Here is a 19,671-nt window from a genome sequence, read left to right as displayed (position 1 = left end):
TGGAGGATGGGTGGTAATGGCTTGGGTCTACCTGGTGGTGGCGGGTGTAATGGAAGTGGCCTGGGCGGCCGCCATGAAATACTCTGAGGGTTTCACCCGGCTCTGGCCGTCGGTGGCGACGCTGGCGTTCATGGCGGGCAGCGTGGTCCTGCTCAGCCAGGCCATGAGGACGCTTCCGCTGGGCACGGCGTATGGGGTGTGGACCGGCATCGGCGCCCTGGGCTCCACGCTGGTGGGCATCGTCCTCCTGGGCGAGCCCCGGGACCCGCTGCGGCTGCTCTGCATCTTCCTCATCTTCGCCGGCATCGTCGGCCTGAAGCTGACCGCACGCTCATGACACCGGGAAGGCCTCGACGACGGCAGCGATGCCCTGGCCCCCGCCGATGCAGAGCGTGGCCAGCCCGAAGCGGCCTCCCCTGCGGCGCAGCTCCAGCACCAGGGTGAGGAGCAGCCGCGCGCCGCTGGCCCCCACGGGGTGGCCCAGCGCGATGGCGCCGCCGTTCACGTTGGTGCGTTCCCGGTCCAGGCCCAGCTCCTGTTCGACGGCCAGGTGCTGGGCGGCGAAGGCCTCGTTCACCTCCACCAGGTCGAGGTCCGAGAGCGTGAGCCCCGCCCGCTCCAGGGCCTTCCGGCTGGCGGGCACCGGTCCCATGCCCATGTAGTGCGGATCGACGCCGGCGACCGCCCAGCTCACCAGCCGGCCCAGCGGGCGCCAGCCCTCGGCTTCCGCGCGGCTGCCCGCCGCCAGCACCAGCATGGCCGCGCCGTCGTTAATGCCGCTCGCGTTGCCGGCCGTGACGGTGCCACCCTGCTTGAAGCGCGCGGGCAGGCGGGCCAGGGCCTCGTACGTCGTGTCCGGCCGGGGGTGCTCATCCCGCTCCAGCCGGGCAGGTTCGCCGCGCCTCCGCGGCAGGTCCACCGGCACGATCTCCTCCGCCAGCCGCTCTGCCGCCGCAGCCGCCCGCTGCTGCGAGAGCAGCGCGTACCGGTCCTGCGCCTCGCGGCTGACGCCGTACCGCTCGGCGATGTTCTCCGCGGTGATCGCCATGCCGCAGCCACAGTAGGTGTCCGTCAACGTCTCCCAGAGGGCATCGCCCAGTTCGGGCGTGCCGATGCCGGAACCGAACCGGTTGCGCAGCACGTAAGGCGCCTGGCTCATGGACTCGGCCCCGCCCACCAGCGCCACGCTGGCCTCGCCGGCCCGGATGGTGTGGGCGGCCGAGATCGCCGCCTGAAGGCCCGACCCGCACAGCCGATTCACCGTCAGGGCGGGAGTCTCCACGGGAACGCCTGCGTACAGGGCGATGTGGCGGGCGAGGTACGGCGCGTCCTTGCCCGTGTGAATCACGTTGCCCACCACGACTTCGTCCACGGCGGCGGCGGGCACCCCGGTGCGCTCCAGCGCGGCCCGGGCGGCGGCCACCCCCAGGTCCACCGCAGAGACATCCTTCAGCGACCCGCCGAAGCTTCCGAAGGGCGTTCTGGCGCCGCCGAGAATCACGACCTCTTCCACACGAACCCCTCCCCTGCAGTTTCAAGTCGTGCCCATCTGACAGTTTCCTTTAGTTCTACAGTGCCGCGGGGATCCCTTTTTCGCCTTGAGACGGCCGAGGCCCGTCGTCGCCGCGACCGTCCTAAGACCCTCAGCTATAGTCCAGTGCCACACCGCCTTCGGGCGGTCTTTTTGCGTCTCTTGGCCCACCACCTCCTCGCAGAAGCCGAAATTTCCACCGCCAGTCCAATTCCGAGTCAGACCGGCGCGGTGTTACGTTGAGGCTGGACCCGATCGATCCATAAGTTCATCACTGTTGAGGAGGAAAGTCAGTGGCAAAGAAGATCGCATTTGTCGGCGGCCTCCTGATCGACGGTACCGGTAAGGATCCTGTGGCGAACTCGGTCGTCCTCGTCGAAGACAAGAAGATTGAGTACGCCGGACGCAAGATCGATGTCGGTGGCGACTACAAGGTCTACGACATCACCGGGAAAACGATCATGCCCGGCCTGATCGACACCCACCTGCACTTCTCGGGCAACCTGACGGACAACGACAGCGACTGGGTCCTGGAGCCCTTGTATCAGAAGGCCGTTGTGGCCGTCCAGCAGGCCCGCGAGGCCCTCGAGCACGGTCTCACCTCCGTCGGCGAGATCTCCCGCTTCGGCCCCTATATCCGCGACATGATCAACGCCGGCGTCATCCCCGGGCCGCGCGTGGTCACCACCGGCCTCGGCTTCTGCCGCACCGCCGGACACGGCGACTCCCACATGCTGCCGCTGGAGTACAACAACGCCAGCCATCCGTGGGCCGAGCGGGTTGACGGGCCGTGGGATCTGCGCAAGGCCATCCGCCGCCGCATCCGCGACGACAACCCCGACGCCATCAAGATCTGGTCCACCGGCGGCGGCATCTGGCGGCATGACAAGAAGGCCGACCTGCACTACAGCTTCGAAGAGATCCAGGCTGTGGTCGACGAGTGTAACATGGTCGGTCTGCCCGTCTGGTCGCACGCCGAGGGCTACGAGGGCGCTTACTATTCCGCCAAGGCCGGCGTTTCCGCGATCATCCACGGCCAGGAACTCAACGACGAGACCCTCGAGATCATGAAGGAGAAGGACATCACCTACTGCGCCACCATGCAGTTCTTCTATGAGTGGTTCACGGTCTATGAGCCGCCCTATCGGCCGATCCTGGATAACTACCCGGGCGAGACCACGGCCGAGAAGGAGCTGAACCGCATCGTCAGCAACCTGCAGCACGCCAACAGGATGGGCGTCCGCATCACGGTGGGCTCCGACTCGTTCTGCTCCAGCCTCACGCCTTACGGGAAGTACGCCATCAGCGAGATGATCACGCTGTGGAAGTCCGGCCTGACGCCGATGGAGGCTATCATGGCGGCCACCAAGAACGGCGCCGAGATGCTGAAGATCGACGATATCACCGGCACCCTGGAGAAGGGCAAGTTCGCCGACCTGCTGGTCGTCGACCTGAACCCGCTCGAAGACATCGCCAGCTTCTCGGTTGAGAAGATGGACGTGATCATGAAGGAAGGCACCTTCGTGCGCGGTGAGTAAGTCGCGGCTGACGTGGAAGGGGGACCACGCCTACCGGGCCGTGGTCCCCCTGTCCCCCTCCTGATACTCGTCACGATTGGGGGTTCTGACTGAATGTCTGCAAAGACCGACACCGGGATGGTCAAGTCACTCAGCCTGTGGAACTTCTTCACCATCGGCTTTGGCGCCATCATCGGCACGGGCTGGATCCTGCTGGTCGGCGACTGGATGAAGCTTGGCGGGGGCCCGATCCCCGCTGCAATTGCCTTCGTCATCGGCGCCGTTTTTCTGCTACCCGTCGGCGCCGTGTTCGGTGAGCTGACCGCCGCCATTCCGATCTCCGGCGGCACCGTAGAGTACGTTGACCGTACCTTTGGCCGCACTGCCTCGTTCGTGACGGCCTGGTTCCTGGCCCTGGGCAACGCCATCATCGTGCCGTGGGAGAGCATCGCCATTGCCAACCTGGCCGGCGAGCTGATGCCCTTCCTGAAGACGGTCAAGCTCTACGAAGTCATGGGCGCGCCCATCTACCTGCCCACACTTCTGGTCGGCTGTCTCGGCGCCGTCTACGTCATCTACCTGAACTTCAAGGGCGCCGCCAGCGCCGCCAGGCTGCAGGGCTTCCTGACCAAGCTGCTCCTGGGCGGCATGGGCCTCACGATCCTCCTGTCCTTCATCAAGGGCTCGCCGTCGCACATCATGCCGGTGTTCACGCCCACAGAGAACGCCAGCAGTCTGTGGATGGGCGTTCTCCCGGTTCTGGTGATGACGCCGTTCTTCTACGCCGGGTTCGACACCATTCCGCAGCAGGCGGAAGAGGCTGCTGAAGGGCTCGATTGGCGGAAGTTCGGCGTGATCATCTCGATGGCGCTGCTCGCTGCCGGTGGGTTCTACGTCATGGCCATTTACGGGTTCGGCTCGTTCATCCCCTGGCAGGACTTCGTCACCTATAACATCCCTGCACTCACCGTTCTCGGCGTCGTCGGGCTGGGGCTGTTCGGCAAGTTCATGATGGCTGTGGCTATGGTCTCCCCGCTCGGCCCGATGAACTCCTTCTTCGGCGCCACAACCCGCATCATGCTGGCCATGGGCCGCAAGGGGCAGCTGCCGGCCGTCTTCACCGAGCTGCATCCGAGGTACAAGACCCCAACCGCTGCAAACATCCTGCTGGCCATCCTCGCACTGGCCGGTCCGTTCCTCGGCCCGAACATGCTGGTTCCGCTGACCAACATCAGCTCCCTCGGGTTCATCATCGGCTGTTTCATGGTCTCCTGCGCCTGCCTCAAGATGCGCTACACCGAGCCCGATCTGCACCGGCCCTACACGGTGCCGCTGGGCAGGGTGGGCATCGTCCTGGCCATCCTGGCCTGTGCAACGATCATCGGGCTGCTCGTGCTTCCGTTCAGCCCGGCGGCCCTGAATACACAGGAGTGGATCATCGTGGCCGTCTGGGCAGCCTTGGGCCTGCTCTTCATGGTCAGCAGGCGCGCCAGCCAGCGCGCCACGGGGACCGTGGAAGCGGCGGACTGACCAACGAATCGGAAGAAAAGACCAGGGAACTCGGCCCTGGTCTTTTCTTGTCATCTGCGGCCGGCGGCGGCCACAGCTTCGCTCAGACGTGCAGAGCGCAGGACGACTTCTCTCAGATGCTCCGCAACCCGGGGGTCCCACAGGCCCGCATCCACCTCGATCTTGAGCGCCTCCAGCCCTTCCCTGGCCTTTCTCTGTCGACCGGGCGTTCCCCCGGTCAGCCGATCGAAGCGGTTGCAGATTGCGACGATGCGGACGGGCAGGGCGAGGTCCTCGCCCGCAAGCCCGTCCGGCCCTCCGGTCCCGTTGAGGTGCTCGTGGTGAGACCGGACCACGGCGCATAGCGTCGGACGACGGAACCTGCACAGCATTCGTGCGCCGATGACGGCGTGGTAGACGGGTTCCCAGGAGTCTGTGCCGTCCCCGGTCAGCCCCAGCTTGCCAATGTCGTGCAACAGCGCGCCCAGCACCAGCTCCTGCACCTGCTCCTCATCCAGGAGCAGGCTCCGGCCGACGTCCCCGGCCAGGCAGGCGACGCGCTGCGAGTGCGAGAACACCTCGGGCGCACGATGCTGAAGGGCAATTAACAGGCAACGGACGGTCTCCTGAAAGGGAACCAGCTGGGCCTGCCACTTCCGCCGGTCCAGCAGGGTGCGCACCGTGGTCAGCAGTTCATGCCGGTCAAAGGGAGCCGCCATGAACCTGCTCACGCCGACCTGCTCGGCCCGGATTCGATAAGGGGGCTCGTTGAACGAGGTGAGCATGATGATCGGGAGCGTGCGCAGCTCAGGATCGCTGCGCAGCCGGCTGCAGAGCTCAAAGCCGTTCAGAGACGGCAGCGTGACCCCCAGAATCAGCAGGTCGGGCCTTTCGGCGTGAGCGATCTCCAGCGCCTGCAGCCCGTCACCGGCCACCAGAACGCGATAGTGAGCCTGTTCCAGAACCTCCCGCACAATCGCCGCATGGGATGCGTCGTCTGCCGCGAGCAGCACACAGTTCCTTCCGGGCATGAGCCACACCACCTTCTCCCGGTTCGGAATGTCAGGCTAACCACGCGTTATCAAAATCGCCAGCTCGGTCCGGCTTTAGAGCCGCCACTTGCGAAGGATGTTGGTGATGTGCGACTTCACCGTCTTCTCGCTGATGAACAGCTTGCGGGCGATCTCCCGGTTCGAAAGGCCCATCCCGACGAGGCGGGCCACCTCCTCCTCCCGCCTCGTCAGTTGCGGTCGGTGAACCACCTCCGCGGGGTCGGGAGGCGCCCCGTCCATCTCCAGGGCGCCGGTGGTCGATAACAGGAAGAAGAGGTTGAAGGTTGTCCCGATGGCGTGAATCACCTGCCGAAACTGGACGGGCGCGCGGACGGCTATCCCGGCGTCGGCCGGGTGCGCGGCCAACCCCCCCGTGACCATCGCCATGGGGTCGAGTTCATCGGGCTCCAGACGGACTCCCCCGATCCACAGAAATGCTTTCGGCGCCTCCACGCCGTCTTCGGCCACCCCCAGGGGAACGAGCGCGCTCGTCAGTCCAATGTGACACCGGAATGTCAGCGGACGCGCCTGCAGCGCGGCCTCCTGCATCCGCCTGTGCAGCGTCTGTAGACAGTGGTCGGCTTCCGTGGACTTCGCGCGGTGGCAGATCAGGGACGGATTGGACGGAATGGTGAGGGGCCGGCCTTCACCATCCAAGACGCAGAGGGGCGCCTGGGCCAACTCCGCCAAGCCATCTTGCACGGCCTGTAACCTTGCTGCAATATCTGATGGGATCTGTGCGAGTTGAACGGAAGACAAGAGCCAACCGCCTCCTTCATCTCCTAACCGACAGGTCTGGCCCGGCGTCTCACTCCATCCAATCACAATTCGGTAATTTTATAAGTGCAGACTTCACCCCCAGGCTAAACAAACAGCCATCAATATCGTTGCATATCTCTTCCGAGTCGCTCAATAGACCAGTCGTACGAATATAGGGGTACGTCCCGACAAAAAGAGATTGAACATGTGGACCTTAGGACTACTTGCCCGGAAAGACTCCTTGCGTGGCATGATGCCGTCGTCTCCACCCAGAGGGGCGGCTTTCGCCGCCCCGTCTTCACAGCTTCTCCCGCCGTACCTTATCGCCCTCGCAGGTCAGCCGCAACGGCTTGCCTTCCACCTCTGTCTCCAGGTGCACCGGGCGCCCCCAGATCTGGTAGAGATACTGCATGGTTTTCTCGGCGTAGGGCAGATCGAGATCGCGCCCGTCGTGCTGGTGCCTGAGGAGCAGTTCCCGCCTCCCCTTATAGTCGCCGTCCTCCACCACAATGTACGGGTGGCCGAAGTTGGTCATGGCGTCGCAAAGCGTGTCGCGCACCCGCTCCCACTGCTTGTCGGTAATCTTCCAGCTGTCATCCTGCAGCTCGTAGACGAACAGGTCCAGATCCCTGCACAGCTCTTCGGTGAGGTAGGAGCGCAGGAAGGAGACATCGTTCTCCATCTCGCGCACCTCGAAGATCTTGTCGCGTCCGAACCGCTTCTCGATGTCCTCGAAGATCTTCAGCCCCACGTAGTACGGGTTGATGCGCGTCTTTCCCGGCGTGCAGACGGCCGAGTGGAGCTTGCCGAACTCCACGAACTCCTCGTCGGTCAGATCCAGCTCCCGCATGATCCGCATATGCCAGTAGGAGGCCCAACCCTCGTTCATGATCTTGGTCTGCATCTGCGGCACGAAGTAGAGCGACTCCTCCCGCACGATCGCGATGATGTCACGCTGCCAGTCCTCCAGGTGATCCGCGTGCTCCAGCAGGAAGAGGAGCAGGTCCTTCTCCGGGGCAGGCGGCACCTTCCTGCGCGCGGGCCGCGCGGGCTTCGCCTTCTCCTTCCGGGCGTCGGTCTCTTCCCGGCGAAACAGGTCGGCGTACGGCGCCTCACCCGAACTCTGGGGAACCTCCCGCTCGGGCGCCGGCGCCTCACGCCGGGGGAAGGGATCGATGTGGTCAGAGATGGAAAGCACGGCATCCAGGAAACGCTCGACCTCCAGGCTTCCTTCTTCGATGCCGTACTGACGAATGCGCTGCGCGTTCTGACTCACCGTCTCCAGCATCTGACGGTTGGTGGACGCGAACCAGATGTTGTGCTTGAAGAAGTCGGTGTGGCCGAAGACGTGGGCCACCACGAACTTGTTGTGCAGGAGCGAGTTGGTCTCCAGCAGGAAGGCGTAGCTGGGGTTGGCGTTGATCACCAGCTCGTAGATCTTGCTGAGGCCGTAGTCGTAGGACGCCTTCATGCTGTAGTACGCCTTGCCGTGCGTCCAGTGGCTGAAGCGGCCGGGCAGCAGGTAGGCGCCGAACTCATAAAGGATGGTCGCCGGCACGATCTCAAAGTGGGTGGGGAACGGATCCAGGCCCAGCCGCCGCGCCGTCTCCCAGATCTCCCCGATCGCCTCTTCCAGGACCGGCAGGTCACGGTCTTCCATAGGGCTGTCTCCTCCCTCCCGATGGGGTTCATACATCTTATGCCGGGCGGGAGGCCGAACAGCACTGTGGTTGCTACTCCTTGCCCCTGGCCGGGGGGGCCCGGGCGTTCAGCCCAGTCAGGCGCGAGTTGCAGCACACGGAGATCGTTGCGGCCAGGTTCGTCGAGCGAGTCTCATCCAGAAAAAGCCCGGCCACCGCAGTGGCCGGGCCTTCGATTCCGCGTACACGCTACAGCTTGAACATCTCCACCTGCGCCCGCAGCTCTCTGGCCGTCGCGGCCAGGCTCTGCGCCGAGGCAGCAATCTCCTCGGCCGTCGCGGTCAGCTCCTCCACCGAGGCCGACACTTCCTGCGCCGCGGCGGCGTTGCTCTGGGCCACCTCGGTGATGCGTGCCACAGCCTGCGTCACCTCGCCGGCGCCGGCGGCCATCTCCTCGGTGGCTGCCGTGTTCTCCTCCGTCAGCGCAGCCAGGTCGTTGAAGGTCTGCAGAACCCGCTCGGAGTCCTGCTTCACCTGGGCGGCAGCCTGCGCAATTCCGCTCACCCGCTCGGCCGCCTCGTTCAGGGTGGCCATGATCTCCGACAGGGCCGAACCCGCTTCCGCGGCCATCTGGTTGCCCTGGGTGGCCCGCTCCGTCCCCTCCTCCACCGCCTGAACCGCCTCTGCGGTGCCGACCTGAATCTGCTGAATCAGCACGCTGATCTCCTGGGTGGATGCCGCCGACTGCTCCGCCAGCTTGCGCACCTCCTCGGCCACCACAGCGAAGCCGCGGCCGTGCTCTCCGGCCCGGGCCGCCTCAATCGCGGCGTTGAGCGCGAGCAGGTTAGTCTGTTCGGCGATGCTGGAGATGACCTCGGTAATGGCGCTGATCTGCCCGGAGAACCGCTCCAGCTCCCTGATCCGCTCCGCCGTGCGCATGGAGGCCTCGCCGATGTCGGCGATCTCCCGGAGCGTCCGGTTCAGCACCCGGCCTCCGGCCTCCGCCCGCTCCAGGGCCGTGGCGGCCCGCTCCGCGGTCCTGGTGGCCACCTCCACCATCTCATCCAGGTGCTGCGCCATCTCGTGGAGGAGCGTGGAGGCATCCTGCACCTCCACCGCCGAGCGGGTGGCCCCTGCGGCAATCTGCTGAATCGCTTCCTTCAGCTGCGCCATCGTCCCGTTGGCCTGGGCCGTGGCGCTCGCCTGCTCGGATGCGCCCTCAGCCACCTGCGCGATGGCCTGCGCGGAGCCTGAGGCGGCCTGCGCCGAGGATTCCGCGGCGGACGAGAGCTCCTGCGAGGCGCTCAGCACACTCTCGGTGCTGACGCTTACCCGCTGCAGCATCGACCGCATACTGGCCAGCATACGGTTGAAGGCCTGGGCCATATCGCCCAGCTCATCGCGGTTCTTCACCGAAAGGGGCTCAACCGTGAGGTCGCCTTCTGCCATGCGCGCGGCATGGCTGGCGATCGCCCGGACCGGGATGGCCACTTGCCTGCCCATCGTGAGCGCGATGACCACACCGCCCACCGCCGCGACCACAGCCGCCACACCCATAATCATCCGGGCCTGGAGGTCTGCCTGCTGGACTCGCTGCCGGGTCTCGAGGGCGTACCTGTCTCCCAGCGCGATCAGATCCTCGACGGCGGTGAGAAACCGGCTGCGCAACTGGGGCAGGGTGCTCGAGACCATCGACTCCACCACGCCGGGCGACAGCGTCTGCTGGCCGAACAGCAGGACGGCCGTGGCCTGGTAAGCATCCTTGCTTTCCCGGACCCGCTGGAGGATTTCCTCGCTCTCTGCCGTCTGCAGCATTTCCGCCATGTCAGCCAGAACCGCCTCCAGCTGCGCGGCAGCCTCCTCGTATTGCGCCTCGTAGGCGCGATCTGACGTCAGCAGGTATCCATTCAATGCTCTGGCCTGATCCGTCATCAGCAGCTGAACCATTCGGCCCTGAAGCTGCATCTGCTGGATGCGCCCCGAGAGGTCCTCGTATTGCGCCACAACCTCGTTGAGGCCGACAAAACCTGCGGCCGTCACACCCGCCAGAAGGATCACGATGGATAAGAATCCGGCGAGCAGCTTATTTTGGACACTGAACTTCACTGTGAAACCCTCCTCAGCCACCGCCGATGCCCCACCATACTTCTAAATAAGGTATCATAACGCCACCTGAATGTTCAAGCATGTGCGCATTATGATATGTCAGAACATAAAATCTGCCATTCGTGAATATTTTCACCTGCTGCCCCGGCTTCCCCCTCCCCAGCGCTGGTCGAGGCGCCCCCCCATTGGAGAAGGCCCGACGGGCCGTCCCGTCGGGCGCTCGGCGTCAGCGGAGGTTCGAGCGGCAGGGTCACACCTGGAACCGTTCGACCTTGCTCTGCAGTTCCCGCGCAGTATCGGCCAGGCTTCTGGCCAGCGAGGCCACCTGCTCGGATGCGGCGGTCAGTTCCTCCACGGCAGCCGACACCTGCTGCGACACGGCAGCGTTCTCCTCGGAAACCCGCGCGATCAGGTTGACGGATTCGGTCACCTGGCCCACGCCGGCCGCCATCTCCGCGCTGGCGGCCGTGTTCTCCTCGGTCAGGGCCGCCACGTCGTTGAAGGTCTGTACGGCCCGGGCGGCGGAGCGCTTGACCAGGCCGGCCTTCCTGGCGATTTCGTCCATTTCCGCGGCCGTCTGCCGTGCGACCGTCAGCAACTCGCGCAGGGCCTCGCCCGCCTGGGCCGCCAGCTGGTTGCCCGCAGCGACGCGCTGGGTGCCGGCATCCATCGCCTCCACGGCTGCGGCCGTGCCCTGCTGGATGTTGCGGATCAGCTCGGTGATCTCCTGCGCCGACGCAGCAGACTGCTCGGCCAGCTTTCGCACCTCGTCGGCCACCACGGCGAAGCCGCGGCCATGCTCGCCGGCCCGCGCGGCCTCAATGGCCGCGTTCAGGGCCAGCAGGTTGGTCTGATCCGCAATGCCCGAGATCACGTCGGTGATCGCGCCGATCTGCCCGGAGTACCGTTCCAGGGCCTTGATGCGCTCGGCGGAGGCGACCACCATCCGGCCGATCTCCTGAAGCTCCTGCAGCGTGCGCTCCACCACGTGGGCGCCTGCCTGTGCCCGCTCCACGGCCCGGCCCGATGCCTCGGCCGTACCGGCTGCCGTCCCCGCCATGTCGTCCAGCGCGCGGGCCATCTCGCCCAGCAGGTTGGCGGCCTCCTGCACCTCCGCGGCGGACCTGCTGGCGCCGGCAGCGATCTGCTGAATGGCCTGCTGAAGCTGCGCGGCGGTGGCATTCACCTCGGCCGTGCGGGTCGCCTGCTCGGATGCCCCGGCGGCCACCTGCGCGATGGCCTGGGACGAGCCCGACGCCGCGCCGGCGGCCTGGTCGGACGCCGCGGCCAGCTGCCGGGAGGCCTCCAGGAGCGACCGCGAAGTGGCGCTCACCCCGTGCACCACACCCCGCAGGCTCAGCAGCATCTCGTTGAAGGCCCGGGTCGTGTCGCCGATCTCGTCCCTCGTGGTCACCCGGAGCGGCTCCATCCTGAGGTTGCCGTCCGCGATCGCGGAGGCAGCCGCCGCCAGACTGCGGATGGGGCGGACCAGGGTACCGGCCAGCGCACGGGCGACCACGATGCCGACGATCACCGCGAGCGCGGCGGCGCCCACGATGATCGCCCTGGCCTGCGCAGCGGTCTCGCGCATGGCTGTCAGGCCCCGGGCGGCGTCCTCCTCCATGGCCGACACGATCCGCTCGGCCTCCTCAATCGTCCAGCTGATGCTGGGAATCAGCTCGGCTTCCAGAACGGCGATGGCCTGCCCCTGGTTGCCGTCCAGAGTGTGCTTCTGAATGCGGCCGACGAGCTGGCGGTGCTCCTCCTGCTTCTGCTGGAGCGCTTTCAGCTGGTCCCGCAGTTCGTCATCGGGGGCCAGGTTCATCATGTGGTCCAGCGTGGCCGTGAGGCTCTGATAGATCTCGTCCAGGCTGTCCAGGTCCTGCTGCCGGGAGAACATGATGTAGTTGCGAACATGGATGGCCTGGCGCATCGTATCCGCCCGAACGGCCTGGCTGCTCCGGGCCAGCTCCTCCAGCCGGCCCGAATGGTCCAGATCCGCCAGGACCCGACCGATGGACAGGTGGCTCAGCATACCGACGATCGCGAGGAAGACAATGAGCACCGCAGGCGAGGTGAGCATCTTGATGAGGATACTGACGCGCATCTTCGGCCGCATGGATGAACCTCCCCGAGTAGCGACCAGGCTGAAGCAGGTTGCCACATCAATCCGCCTGAAATGCACGGTCTATTCCTTTAACATCAGTGTATGAATGAAGAGTTACAAACGAGTAACAGCGCGCCTCCGGTGCCCCGTGCGGTCGCGGTACCGCCATCACGGCAGCCACTGACCGGCCCCCTGCCATTCAGCGATGCGCCAGGTTTGCCACACACTCCGTCCCGTCCGCTGCAATCGCCTGCGGCGCCCCTAGCAGGGCGACCACCTCGTCCGCGCACTGGCCAACCGCCGCGCCGGCGCCGGTGCGGCCCAGGCTTCTGCCACGATCCATCCTAACCCCACCTTCACTCGGCTCAGGCGTATTATGTATGAAGTGTATTATACATCTGAACATAGTTTCAACGCATTCGCTCCACGATAAGCCCGCCCGGTTGTCGGGCGGGTGACATGACACTATGCCCTAACCATCGAGGACGACCGAGAGGTACTTGTACTCCAGGTAATCATCCAGTCCGTGGCGGCCCCCTTCGCGCCCCACGCCGCTCTCCTTGATGCCCCCGAAGGGCGCCTGCGGCACCGCCAGCAGGGAGTCGTTCACGGCCACCATCCCGTACTCCAGCGCCTCGCTGACCCGCACGGTGCGGCCGAGGTTGCGCGTGAAGATGTAGGCGGCCAGGCCGTAGTTGGTGTCGTTGGCCCGCCGGATCACCTCGTCCTCGTTGCGGAACGTCATGATCGGCGCGACCGGGCCGAAGGTCTCCTCCCGCACGATCCGCATGTCATCGCTGACCTGATCAAGCAGCGTAGGCGCGTAGAAGAAGCCCCGGTCGAAGGCCGGCCCGCTCATCCGGTGGCCGCCGGTCAGCACTCTGGCCCCCCTGCGGCGGGCGTCGCTGACGTGTTCCTCTACCTTTATGAATGCGGCCTCGTCGATGAGCGGTCCCACGCTGGTGCCGTCCTCCAGGCCGTTGCCCACCCGCAGACGGCGGACGGCCTCCACCAGCCGCTCGGCGAAGGCGTCGGCCACGGACTCCTGCACGTAGATGCGGTTGGCGCAGATGCAGGTCTGCCCGGCGTTGCGGAACTTGCTGATCACGGCGCCCTGCACCGCCGCGTCGAGGTCGGCATCCTCGAAGACGATGAAGGGGGCGTGCCCGCCCAGCTCCATGCTCACGCGCTTCATCTGCGCAGCCGCGCCCTGCGCCAGGTACTTGCCCACCTCGGTGGAGCCGGTGAACGAGATCTTCCGGACGAGCCGGTTCGACAGGAACTCCCGGCCCACGGCCGCAGGGTCCCGGGTTGTCACGACGTTGACCACGCCCGGCGGAAGGCCGGCCTCCTGGATGATCTCCGCGATGAGCAGCGCGCTCAGCGGGGTCTGCTCTGCCGGCTTCAGGACGACCGTGCAGCCGGCCGCCAGCGCCGGCGCGATCTTCCGGGTGACCATGGAGGACGGGAAGTTCCAGGGCGTGATCGCCGCGACGACGCCGACCGGCTGCCGGAGCACCCAGATGCGGGTCCGCCGGGACGAACTGGGAATGACCTCGCCGTAAACGCGCCGGGTCTCCTCGGCATACCAGTTCAGGTACTCCGCGCCGTTCAGCACCTCTCCCCTGGCCTCGGCCAGGGGCTTTCCGTTCTCCTCGGTCAGCACGCGGGCCAGCCGCTCGACGTTCCGCACGATCAGGTCGTATACCTTGCGCATGTACCGGGCCCGCACGTGTGCAGGCAGAGACGACCACCCGGCAAAGGCGCCGTGGGCGGCCTCGATCGCCGCCCGGGCATCCTCGGCACCGGCATCGGGAACGGTGGCCACCACTTCACCGGTGGCGGGATTGGTCACTTCAAACCGCTGCCCGCCCGCTGCGTCGCGCCATTCGCCGCCGATGTACAGCCGGAAGCTTCCTGCGGACATCTGTTTACCCCTCCTCGTCGTCGCGCTAATCATACGATTCGGGGGCGCTCGTGTCAACGCAGTTGCACTCGGCGCCTGTTGCTCTCTGCCGCGCGGTTTCGTAACTTTCGTCCGCCCACATCGTTATTATTCACGGACGAAGGAGCGTGACAGACGTGCGCACCCGAACCCTAGTGTGGGCACTGCTGACCATGCTTGCCCTCGTGACGCTGCCGGCTCCGGCGGCAGCACAGGCGATGGTTTATCCACCCGCCATCGCCGCGGGCCCGGTCCCATACGAGCGCATCGCCGAGGCCGTGAACCGGGCCATGGCGGACTTCCCCGGGGAGTACAGCATCGCGCTGGAAGACCTCTCCACGGGACAGCTGTGGCTCCATAACGCCGACAGGCTCTACCACCCGGCCAGCACGCTGAAACTCCCCGTGGCCCTGTACGCCCTGGAGCAGTACCGGGCGGGCAAGATCGGCTGGCAGGACCTCATCGAATACACCCCCGCAGACTACGAGACGCCGGGCGCAGGCGCGTTCGAAACGGCTGAGTTCGGCGAGCTTTATCCCATCGAAGACCTGGTTAACCGATCGCTGATCTACAGCAACAACGTCGCCGTCAACATGCTGGGGCGGCACTTCGGATGGGGGAACATCGAGCTCTGGACAGAGACCATTGGGGGCCGCCTGGTTCACGAAAACCGGCTCCCGCGCGCCAGCGCCGTGACCGTGCTGCACTGGTGGAAACATCTTCACCGCCTGTCGCAGGAAGACCCCGATATGGCGGACCTGATCGTCGGGCCGCTCCGGGAGGTGACCTACCGGGGGCGGATCACCGCGGGCCTGCCGCAGGGCGTGCCCCACCTGCACAAGTACGGCTCCTACGACGGCAACTACCACGACTCGGGCATCGTCTACACCACCCGGCCATACGTCCTGGTCGTGCTCACAGGCGGCGCGCCGGTGGAAGAAGCCGATGCGGCGATCGCCCGGGTCTCGGCTGAGATTTACCGGGTGATGGCCGGACCGCCATCCATATCGCCAGCTGTGCTTCGATCGATTGAGGCGCTGGCAAGTTACGCGGGGCCTGCCGAGCTCTAGACCCCACGCTCGGCACGGCCCCTCATCTTTCACGCACTTCCTGGCTCCCCGCACGATCACGGCCGGGGCCGGAACTTGAAACCGTAGCGAACAACCCCTTCCTGAACGTAAAGCCGCCGGATCACCGCCTCCACCGGCGTTCCGATGGGCGGCAGGGATGCAAAGCCGGTCAGCTGCGCCGTAATCCTCGGCCCCTCCGCGAGGGAGACGATCGCCACGAAGTAGCCGCCGTCGGCGCGAACCTGGTCCGTAAACTCGGGCGGGGCGCCCGCCGGCGCGATCTCGGTCACGGCCTCGATCACACCCCGGCCGCTCAACGGCAACGGCTCCAGCTCTGTTCCCAGGCAGCGGGGACAGACGGCCAGCGGCGGGAAGTGCACGGCCGCGCAGGCAGCGCAGCGCCGCCCCTCGAGCCGGAGCCGCTGTGGAAGCGAGCGCCGGTACATGGGGACCGATACGTGTGCGCCCATCCTAGGCGCCTCCCTTCTGCACCAGCAGCGCATCTGCAGCGCTGCCGGCGCCGTAGCTCACCAGGAGGATCCGCTGACCCGGCCTCGCCTGCTCCAGCGCAGCGGACAGCGCGACCAGCGGTCCGGCGGCCCCGGAGTCCGTCGGCGCCTGCACGGCAGTGCGAAAGCCGAGGTGCGCAGCCGCCCTGCGCGCAAGCCTGGCCTGCGGCGGGTTCAAGGCCAGCCAGTCGGCCTGGAGGCCGCGCGCCGCCACGGCCACCAGGTCGAGGTAGGCCGCCTCCGCATAGCCCGGGACCGCCACATCGCGGACGCCTCGTTCTCCCGCGGGCGTGAACTCCAGCCCCGGGTACTCCGCCAGGGCGCTCTGCGCCGCCAGAATCGTCGTCCCGGCCGCGCTCCTGCCCTCCAGCAGCAGCGCGGCGGCCCCGTACCGCCCATCGGCGGCCAGCACCAGCCCCGTGCCCAGGGCCCGGATCGCCTCGGTGGCCGCCCGGGCGGACGTGGTGCACTCCAGGCAGAAGGTGGAGTGCGGCAGGTCCAGGGCCTCCGCCACCAGCCCGGCCTGCACTCGCCGGCTGTAGGGAAGGGACAGTGAAGCGATGGCCAGCCGGTCCGGCCTCTGGCCGTCCCGCAGGATGCGCCGGCCAGCCTCGAGCATCAGCGTGAGGGCATCCTCGTCCCACGCGGGCCGGCCGGAGGTGTGCACGGAGAGGCGCAGTGCGATGGCCATTACCGGACCACCCCCTTCCGCAGGACGAAGGCGGTGGCGCTGGCGCCCGAGCCGCCCATGTTGCAGGCCAGGCCGGCCTCAGCACGGGGCACCTGCCGGTCGGGCTCGGAGACACCGCCGCGGATCTGCTGGAAGATCTCCACGACCTGGCCGACGCCGGTCGCACCGATGGGGTGCCCCTTGGCCTTCAGGCCGCCGGAAACATTGACTGGCAGGCGGCCGCCCAGTTCGAACTCGCCAGCGGCCAGCCGGGCGCCTGCCTCGCGAATGTCGCACAGCCCCAGTTCGTGGTAGGCCATTAGTTCGGCCACCGTAAAGCAGTCGTGCAGCTCCACCAGATCGAGCTCCTCCGGGCCGATGCCGGCCATCTTGTAGGCGGCCGCACACGCCTGATGGACGGCCCGGAGCCGGGTGATGTCCGGCCGGGAGTGAACAGCCAGGGTGTCGGAGGCGGCGCCGAAGCCGGCCACCCCCACCGGCATGTCCGAAAAGTCCCGGGCCACATCCGCGTCCACCACCAGCACCGCAGCGGCGCCGTCAGAGGTCGGACAACAGTCGAGGGCGGTGAGCGGGTGGGCCACCATCGGCGCCTCCAGCACCTGCTCCACCGTTATCGGCCGGCGGAGCATCGCCTTGGGGTTCAGCGCCGCGTGCCGGTGGTTCTTCACCGCCACCCGGGCCATGTCGGTGCGGGTGATGGCGCCGTCGTGGATCAGGCGGCTGGCCATCAGCGCGAACACGCCGGCGAAGGTCAGCCCGGCCAGCCGCTCGTACTCGGTGTCCCCGGAAATGCCCAGCCAGTAGCGGCCCATCTCCCCGGAGACGTCCCGCATCTTCTCAACCCCGGCGGCCAGCGCCACCTTCACCTGGCCCGACGCCACCGCAAGGACAGCCTGAAGGAGGGCGAACCCCCCTGAGGCGCAGGCGCTCTCCACGCGGAGCGCCTGTACCGGGGGGAGGCCGGCGTACTCGACCAGGGCGGGGGCCAGGTTGCCGAGCTGCATCCCCTGCCCGCCGCTCAGGCTGCCGATGTAGACCGCCTCGACCCGGTCGGGGCTCCAGCCGCGGTCTACGCTGCGGGCCATATCGGCCACGGCTTCTGCAAAGAGTTCCCTGATGCTCTTGCCGGTGTGCTCCCCAAAGCGGGTCTGGCCGGCTCCGACGATGGCCACGCGCATGGCCGCCCCACCTCCACCAGGCCGCACTTACGGCCACCTCCGACAGGAGATCCTGCCTCCTGTTCTACCACGGTCTGAATAGTCGGTCAACAGGTTGTGAAGAAGGGGCCGCTGACCTCCAGGCGAGAGGACAGCGGCCGCTGTGGCGCGCTCACTTGTCTTCCGGCCGAATCACCCGCAGATGCCCACCCCGTTCCTGTGACGATTCCTCCTCGGGCTCCGGCACGTCGATGATGAGCGGGGCTTCCCGGGAACTTCCGCCGAGGATCTCGATGCCGAACACCTGACTCTCCGTGTGGTCCCAGTCGATGTTCACCATTGTGAAGCCCTGCTCCGAGAGGTAGTAGGGGTGGCTTCTCACGGGTGTCTGCATCCGCTCCCGGCCGGGCATGTAGACGTACCAGGCTCCTGCCCCGACGTCGTAGGTCAGCTCCACCGCTCCGACCCGGATGCGGTAGAAGGGCGCATTCAGCCTGTCTGAACCCGGCGCCTCGCCCCCGCTGCGTAACACCTTAACGTGCGCATCGCTGTACACGCATTTCATCTCGCGCATCGCATGCCCCTCCGTTCGTGCGCCACATCCCCCCGCCCGCCACATGACCGGTCGAGGTCCGGATGCCGCTCCACCCCTTGCTTCTGTTCACCGCTTTGACATTCCTGCACGGCAGTTCCGGGTACGTCACGCGCCTGCCTGTCCGGGAGAAGCAGCCTGCAAAAGCGGACACCCTTGCTGGCTGGCGGGCCGGGGACGCACGAAGAGGAGGATCCAGCCGTCTCGCCGGACCCTCCTCCTTTTCACCCCACCGCCACCCCGCCGCGGCTGAACCACTTCTGCAGCGCCGGGTACACGTCCCGCTTCTCCGTAATCGTCACGATCACAAACTTCGGGTCCTTGATCGCCGAGAAGGCGCTCATGAGCGAACTGGTATACCCGCCGTCCCGGATCTCCCCGTACCCGAACAGGTTCGAGACCTCCAGCAGTTTGCCCACCAGCTCCACGCAGAGCTTGTTGTCGTTGTCGCTCCAGTTGTCGCCGTCACTGAAATGGAAGGGATAGATGTTCCACCGCTCCGGGTCGTACCGCTCCTGGATGATCTCCAGGGCCAGCCGGTAGGCCGAGGAGACCCGCGTGCCCCCGCTCTCGCCCATCTTGAAGAACGCTTCCTCATCCACCTCCTGCGCGTCTGAATGGTGGGTAATAAAGACGATCTCCACGTCCTGATATTTCGTGCGAAGGAAACGGGTCATCCAGAAGAACAGACTCCGGGTGATATACTTCTTAAACTCTCCCATGGAGCCCGATGCGTCCCGCATGGCGATCACCACGGCGCTGCTGCTGGGGCGCATCTCCTGCTCCCACACCTTGAAGCGCAGGTCATCGTTGGTGATGTTGCCGAGAACCGGCATTCCCCGGCGCGCGTTCCGCTTCAGGTTCTCCATGATCGTCCGCCGGCGGTCCAGGTTGGCCATGGGCCCCTTCTTCCGCACCTCGGTGAAGCGGACCTCCTCGGTGGGAATCTCCTGCGTGGACTTCGGCTTCAAGTTGGGCAGGCCGAGGTCCTCGAAGATGAGTTCCGCCAGGTCGTCGACGGTCACTTCCGCCTCGTAGTAGTCGACTCCGGGCTGGTCGCCCGGCTGGCCGCCGGCCCCGCCGCCCTTGCCCCCGCCCCGGGCGCGGCCGATCACGTCGCCCACCTTCGAATCGCCGTCCCCCTGTCCCACGCGCTTCCCCTGGTTGGGGTTGAACCGGAAGCGATACTCCTCCAGCGTCCGGATGGGTACTTTGACCAGTCGCTTACCGTCGGAGGTTATGATGGACTCCTCGGCGATGATCTCAGGCAGGTTTTCCTTGATCGCCTCCTTGACCTTTTCATGGTGCCGCGCCTGGTCGATAGGACCCTTCCGGTGCAGGCTCCAGTCGTGCTGAGACGTCGAGGCCATGCTCCTCCCCCCTCCTCGCTGCGCACCCGGGAGGGTGCACTGGTCGTACTCCAGTCTATGCGGGAGGGTCTCGCCAGACTGTGTTTCGGTGGGCAGATCCGCGCCACACGTTACCC

17 protein-coding genes are annotated in these 19,671 nt (G+C 66.4%); 4 read left to right on the top strand and 13 right to left on the bottom strand.

Going from position 1 to position 19,671, the window contains the following annotated elements; translation table 11 throughout:
• Positions 1-16: 16 nt before the first annotated feature.
• The gene (gene sugE / locus ACZ45O_RS18040; RefSeq protein WP_464854903.1) at positions 17-337 is read left to right on the top strand and encodes a quaternary ammonium compound efflux SMR transporter SugE; all 321 of its coding nucleotides are present in this window, start codon (positions 17-19) and stop codon (positions 335-337) included.
• On the opposite strand, the gene ACZ45O_RS18035 is transcribed toward sugE, so the two are convergent.
• Complete coding sequence (locus tag ACZ45O_RS18035; protein WP_464854902.1) at positions 332-1,513, bottom strand: acetyl-CoA C-acetyltransferase; 1,182 nt, start codon at positions 1,511-1,513, stop codon at positions 332-334. The two genes, sugE and ACZ45O_RS18035, sit on opposite strands and share 6 nt — an antisense overlap.
• A gap of 311 nt (positions 1,514-1,824) precedes the next feature.
• Between ACZ45O_RS18035 and ACZ45O_RS18030 the strand changes: the two genes are divergently transcribed.
• Positions 1,825-3,069, top strand: a complete 1,245-nt coding sequence (locus tag ACZ45O_RS18030; protein ID WP_464854901.1) for a metal-dependent hydrolase family protein — start codon at positions 1,825-1,827, stop codon at positions 3,067-3,069.
• A 93-nt stretch (positions 3,070-3,162) separates the two neighbouring features.
• On the top strand, positions 3,163-4,578 hold the full coding sequence (locus tag ACZ45O_RS18025; protein ID WP_464854900.1) for an APC family permease: 1,416 nt from the start codon (positions 3,163-3,165) through the stop codon (positions 4,576-4,578).
• Between the two features lie 50 nt (positions 4,579-4,628).
• On the opposite strand, the gene ACZ45O_RS18020 is transcribed toward ACZ45O_RS18025, so the two are convergent.
• The 7 genes from ACZ45O_RS18020 to ACZ45O_RS17990 all read right to left on the bottom strand — a co-directional run bounded on the left by ACZ45O_RS18020 (position 4,629) and on the right by ACZ45O_RS17990 (position 14,148).
• Complete coding sequence (locus ACZ45O_RS18020) at positions 4,629-5,588, bottom strand: response regulator (RefSeq protein WP_464854899.1); 960 nt, start codon at positions 5,586-5,588, stop codon at positions 4,629-4,631.
• Positions 5,589-5,663: 75 nt separating this feature from the next.
• Positions 5,664-6,311 (bottom strand): helix-turn-helix domain-containing protein, encoded by a 648-nt coding sequence (locus ACZ45O_RS18015; protein ID WP_464854898.1) that lies wholly within the window; start codon positions 6,309-6,311, stop codon positions 5,664-5,666.
• Positions 6,312-6,666: 355 nt separating this feature from the next.
• Positions 6,667-8,028: a SpoVR family protein gene (locus tag ACZ45O_RS18010; protein ID WP_464854897.1), complete on the bottom strand. Its 1,362-nt coding sequence runs from the start codon at positions 8,026-8,028 to the stop codon at positions 6,667-6,669.
• A gap of 229 nt (positions 8,029-8,257) precedes the next feature.
• On the bottom strand, positions 8,258-10,114 hold the full coding sequence (locus ACZ45O_RS18005) for a methyl-accepting chemotaxis protein (protein WP_464854896.1): 1,857 nt from the start codon (positions 10,112-10,114) through the stop codon (positions 8,258-8,260).
• Positions 10,115-10,364: 250 nt separating this feature from the next.
• A complete protein-coding gene (locus ACZ45O_RS18000) occupies positions 10,365-12,233 on the bottom strand; it encodes a methyl-accepting chemotaxis protein (RefSeq protein WP_464854895.1) in 1,869 nt (622 codons plus the stop codon).
• Between the two features lie 187 nt (positions 12,234-12,420).
• Positions 12,421-12,564, bottom strand: coding sequence for a hypothetical protein (locus ACZ45O_RS17995; RefSeq protein WP_464854894.1), 144 nt, complete (start codon positions 12,562-12,564; stop codon positions 12,421-12,423).
• A gap of 129 nt (positions 12,565-12,693) precedes the next feature.
• A complete protein-coding gene (locus tag ACZ45O_RS17990; protein ID WP_464854893.1) occupies positions 12,694-14,148 on the bottom strand; it encodes an NAD-dependent succinate-semialdehyde dehydrogenase in 1,455 nt (484 codons plus the stop codon).
• Between the two features lie 191 nt (positions 14,149-14,339).
• Here ACZ45O_RS17990 and ACZ45O_RS17985 point away from each other — a divergent pair, with 191 nt between their 5' ends.
• Positions 14,340-15,236, top strand: coding sequence for a serine hydrolase (locus ACZ45O_RS17985; RefSeq protein ID WP_464854892.1), 897 nt, complete (start codon positions 14,340-14,342; stop codon positions 15,234-15,236).
• A 56-nt stretch (positions 15,237-15,292) separates the two neighbouring features.
• On the opposite strand, the gene ACZ45O_RS17980 is transcribed toward ACZ45O_RS17985, so the two are convergent.
• From ACZ45O_RS17980 to yhbH, 5 genes are all read right to left on the bottom strand, one after another.
• The gene (locus tag ACZ45O_RS17980) at positions 15,293-15,706 is read right to left on the bottom strand and encodes a Zn-ribbon domain-containing OB-fold protein (protein WP_464854891.1); all 414 of its coding nucleotides are present in this window, start codon (positions 15,704-15,706) and stop codon (positions 15,293-15,295) included.
• A 1-nt stretch (position 15,707) separates the two neighbouring features.
• Positions 15,708-16,436, bottom strand: a complete 729-nt coding sequence (locus ACZ45O_RS17975) for a hypothetical protein (protein ID WP_464854890.1) — start codon at positions 16,434-16,436, stop codon at positions 15,708-15,710.
• Positions 16,436-17,614, bottom strand: a complete 1,179-nt coding sequence (locus ACZ45O_RS17970; protein WP_464854889.1) for a thiolase domain-containing protein — start codon at positions 17,612-17,614, stop codon at positions 16,436-16,438. Before ACZ45O_RS17970 ends, ACZ45O_RS17975 begins: the two co-directional genes overlap by 1 nt.
• A 151-nt stretch (positions 17,615-17,765) precedes the next feature.
• Positions 17,766-18,167, bottom strand: a complete 402-nt coding sequence (locus ACZ45O_RS17965) for a hypothetical protein (protein ID WP_464854888.1) — start codon at positions 18,165-18,167, stop codon at positions 17,766-17,768.
• A 242-nt stretch (positions 18,168-18,409) separates the two neighbouring features.
• Entirely contained in the window at positions 18,410-19,555 is a 1,146-nt protein-coding gene (gene yhbH / locus ACZ45O_RS17960; RefSeq protein WP_464854887.1) for a sporulation protein YhbH, read from the bottom strand.
• Positions 19,556-19,671 lie beyond the last annotated feature (116 nt).

The organism is Symbiobacterium turbinis, from assembly GCF_055383075.1.
Note: the sequence above shows the minus strand (reverse complement) of the source record. Positions and strands in the feature narration are given on the sequence as shown.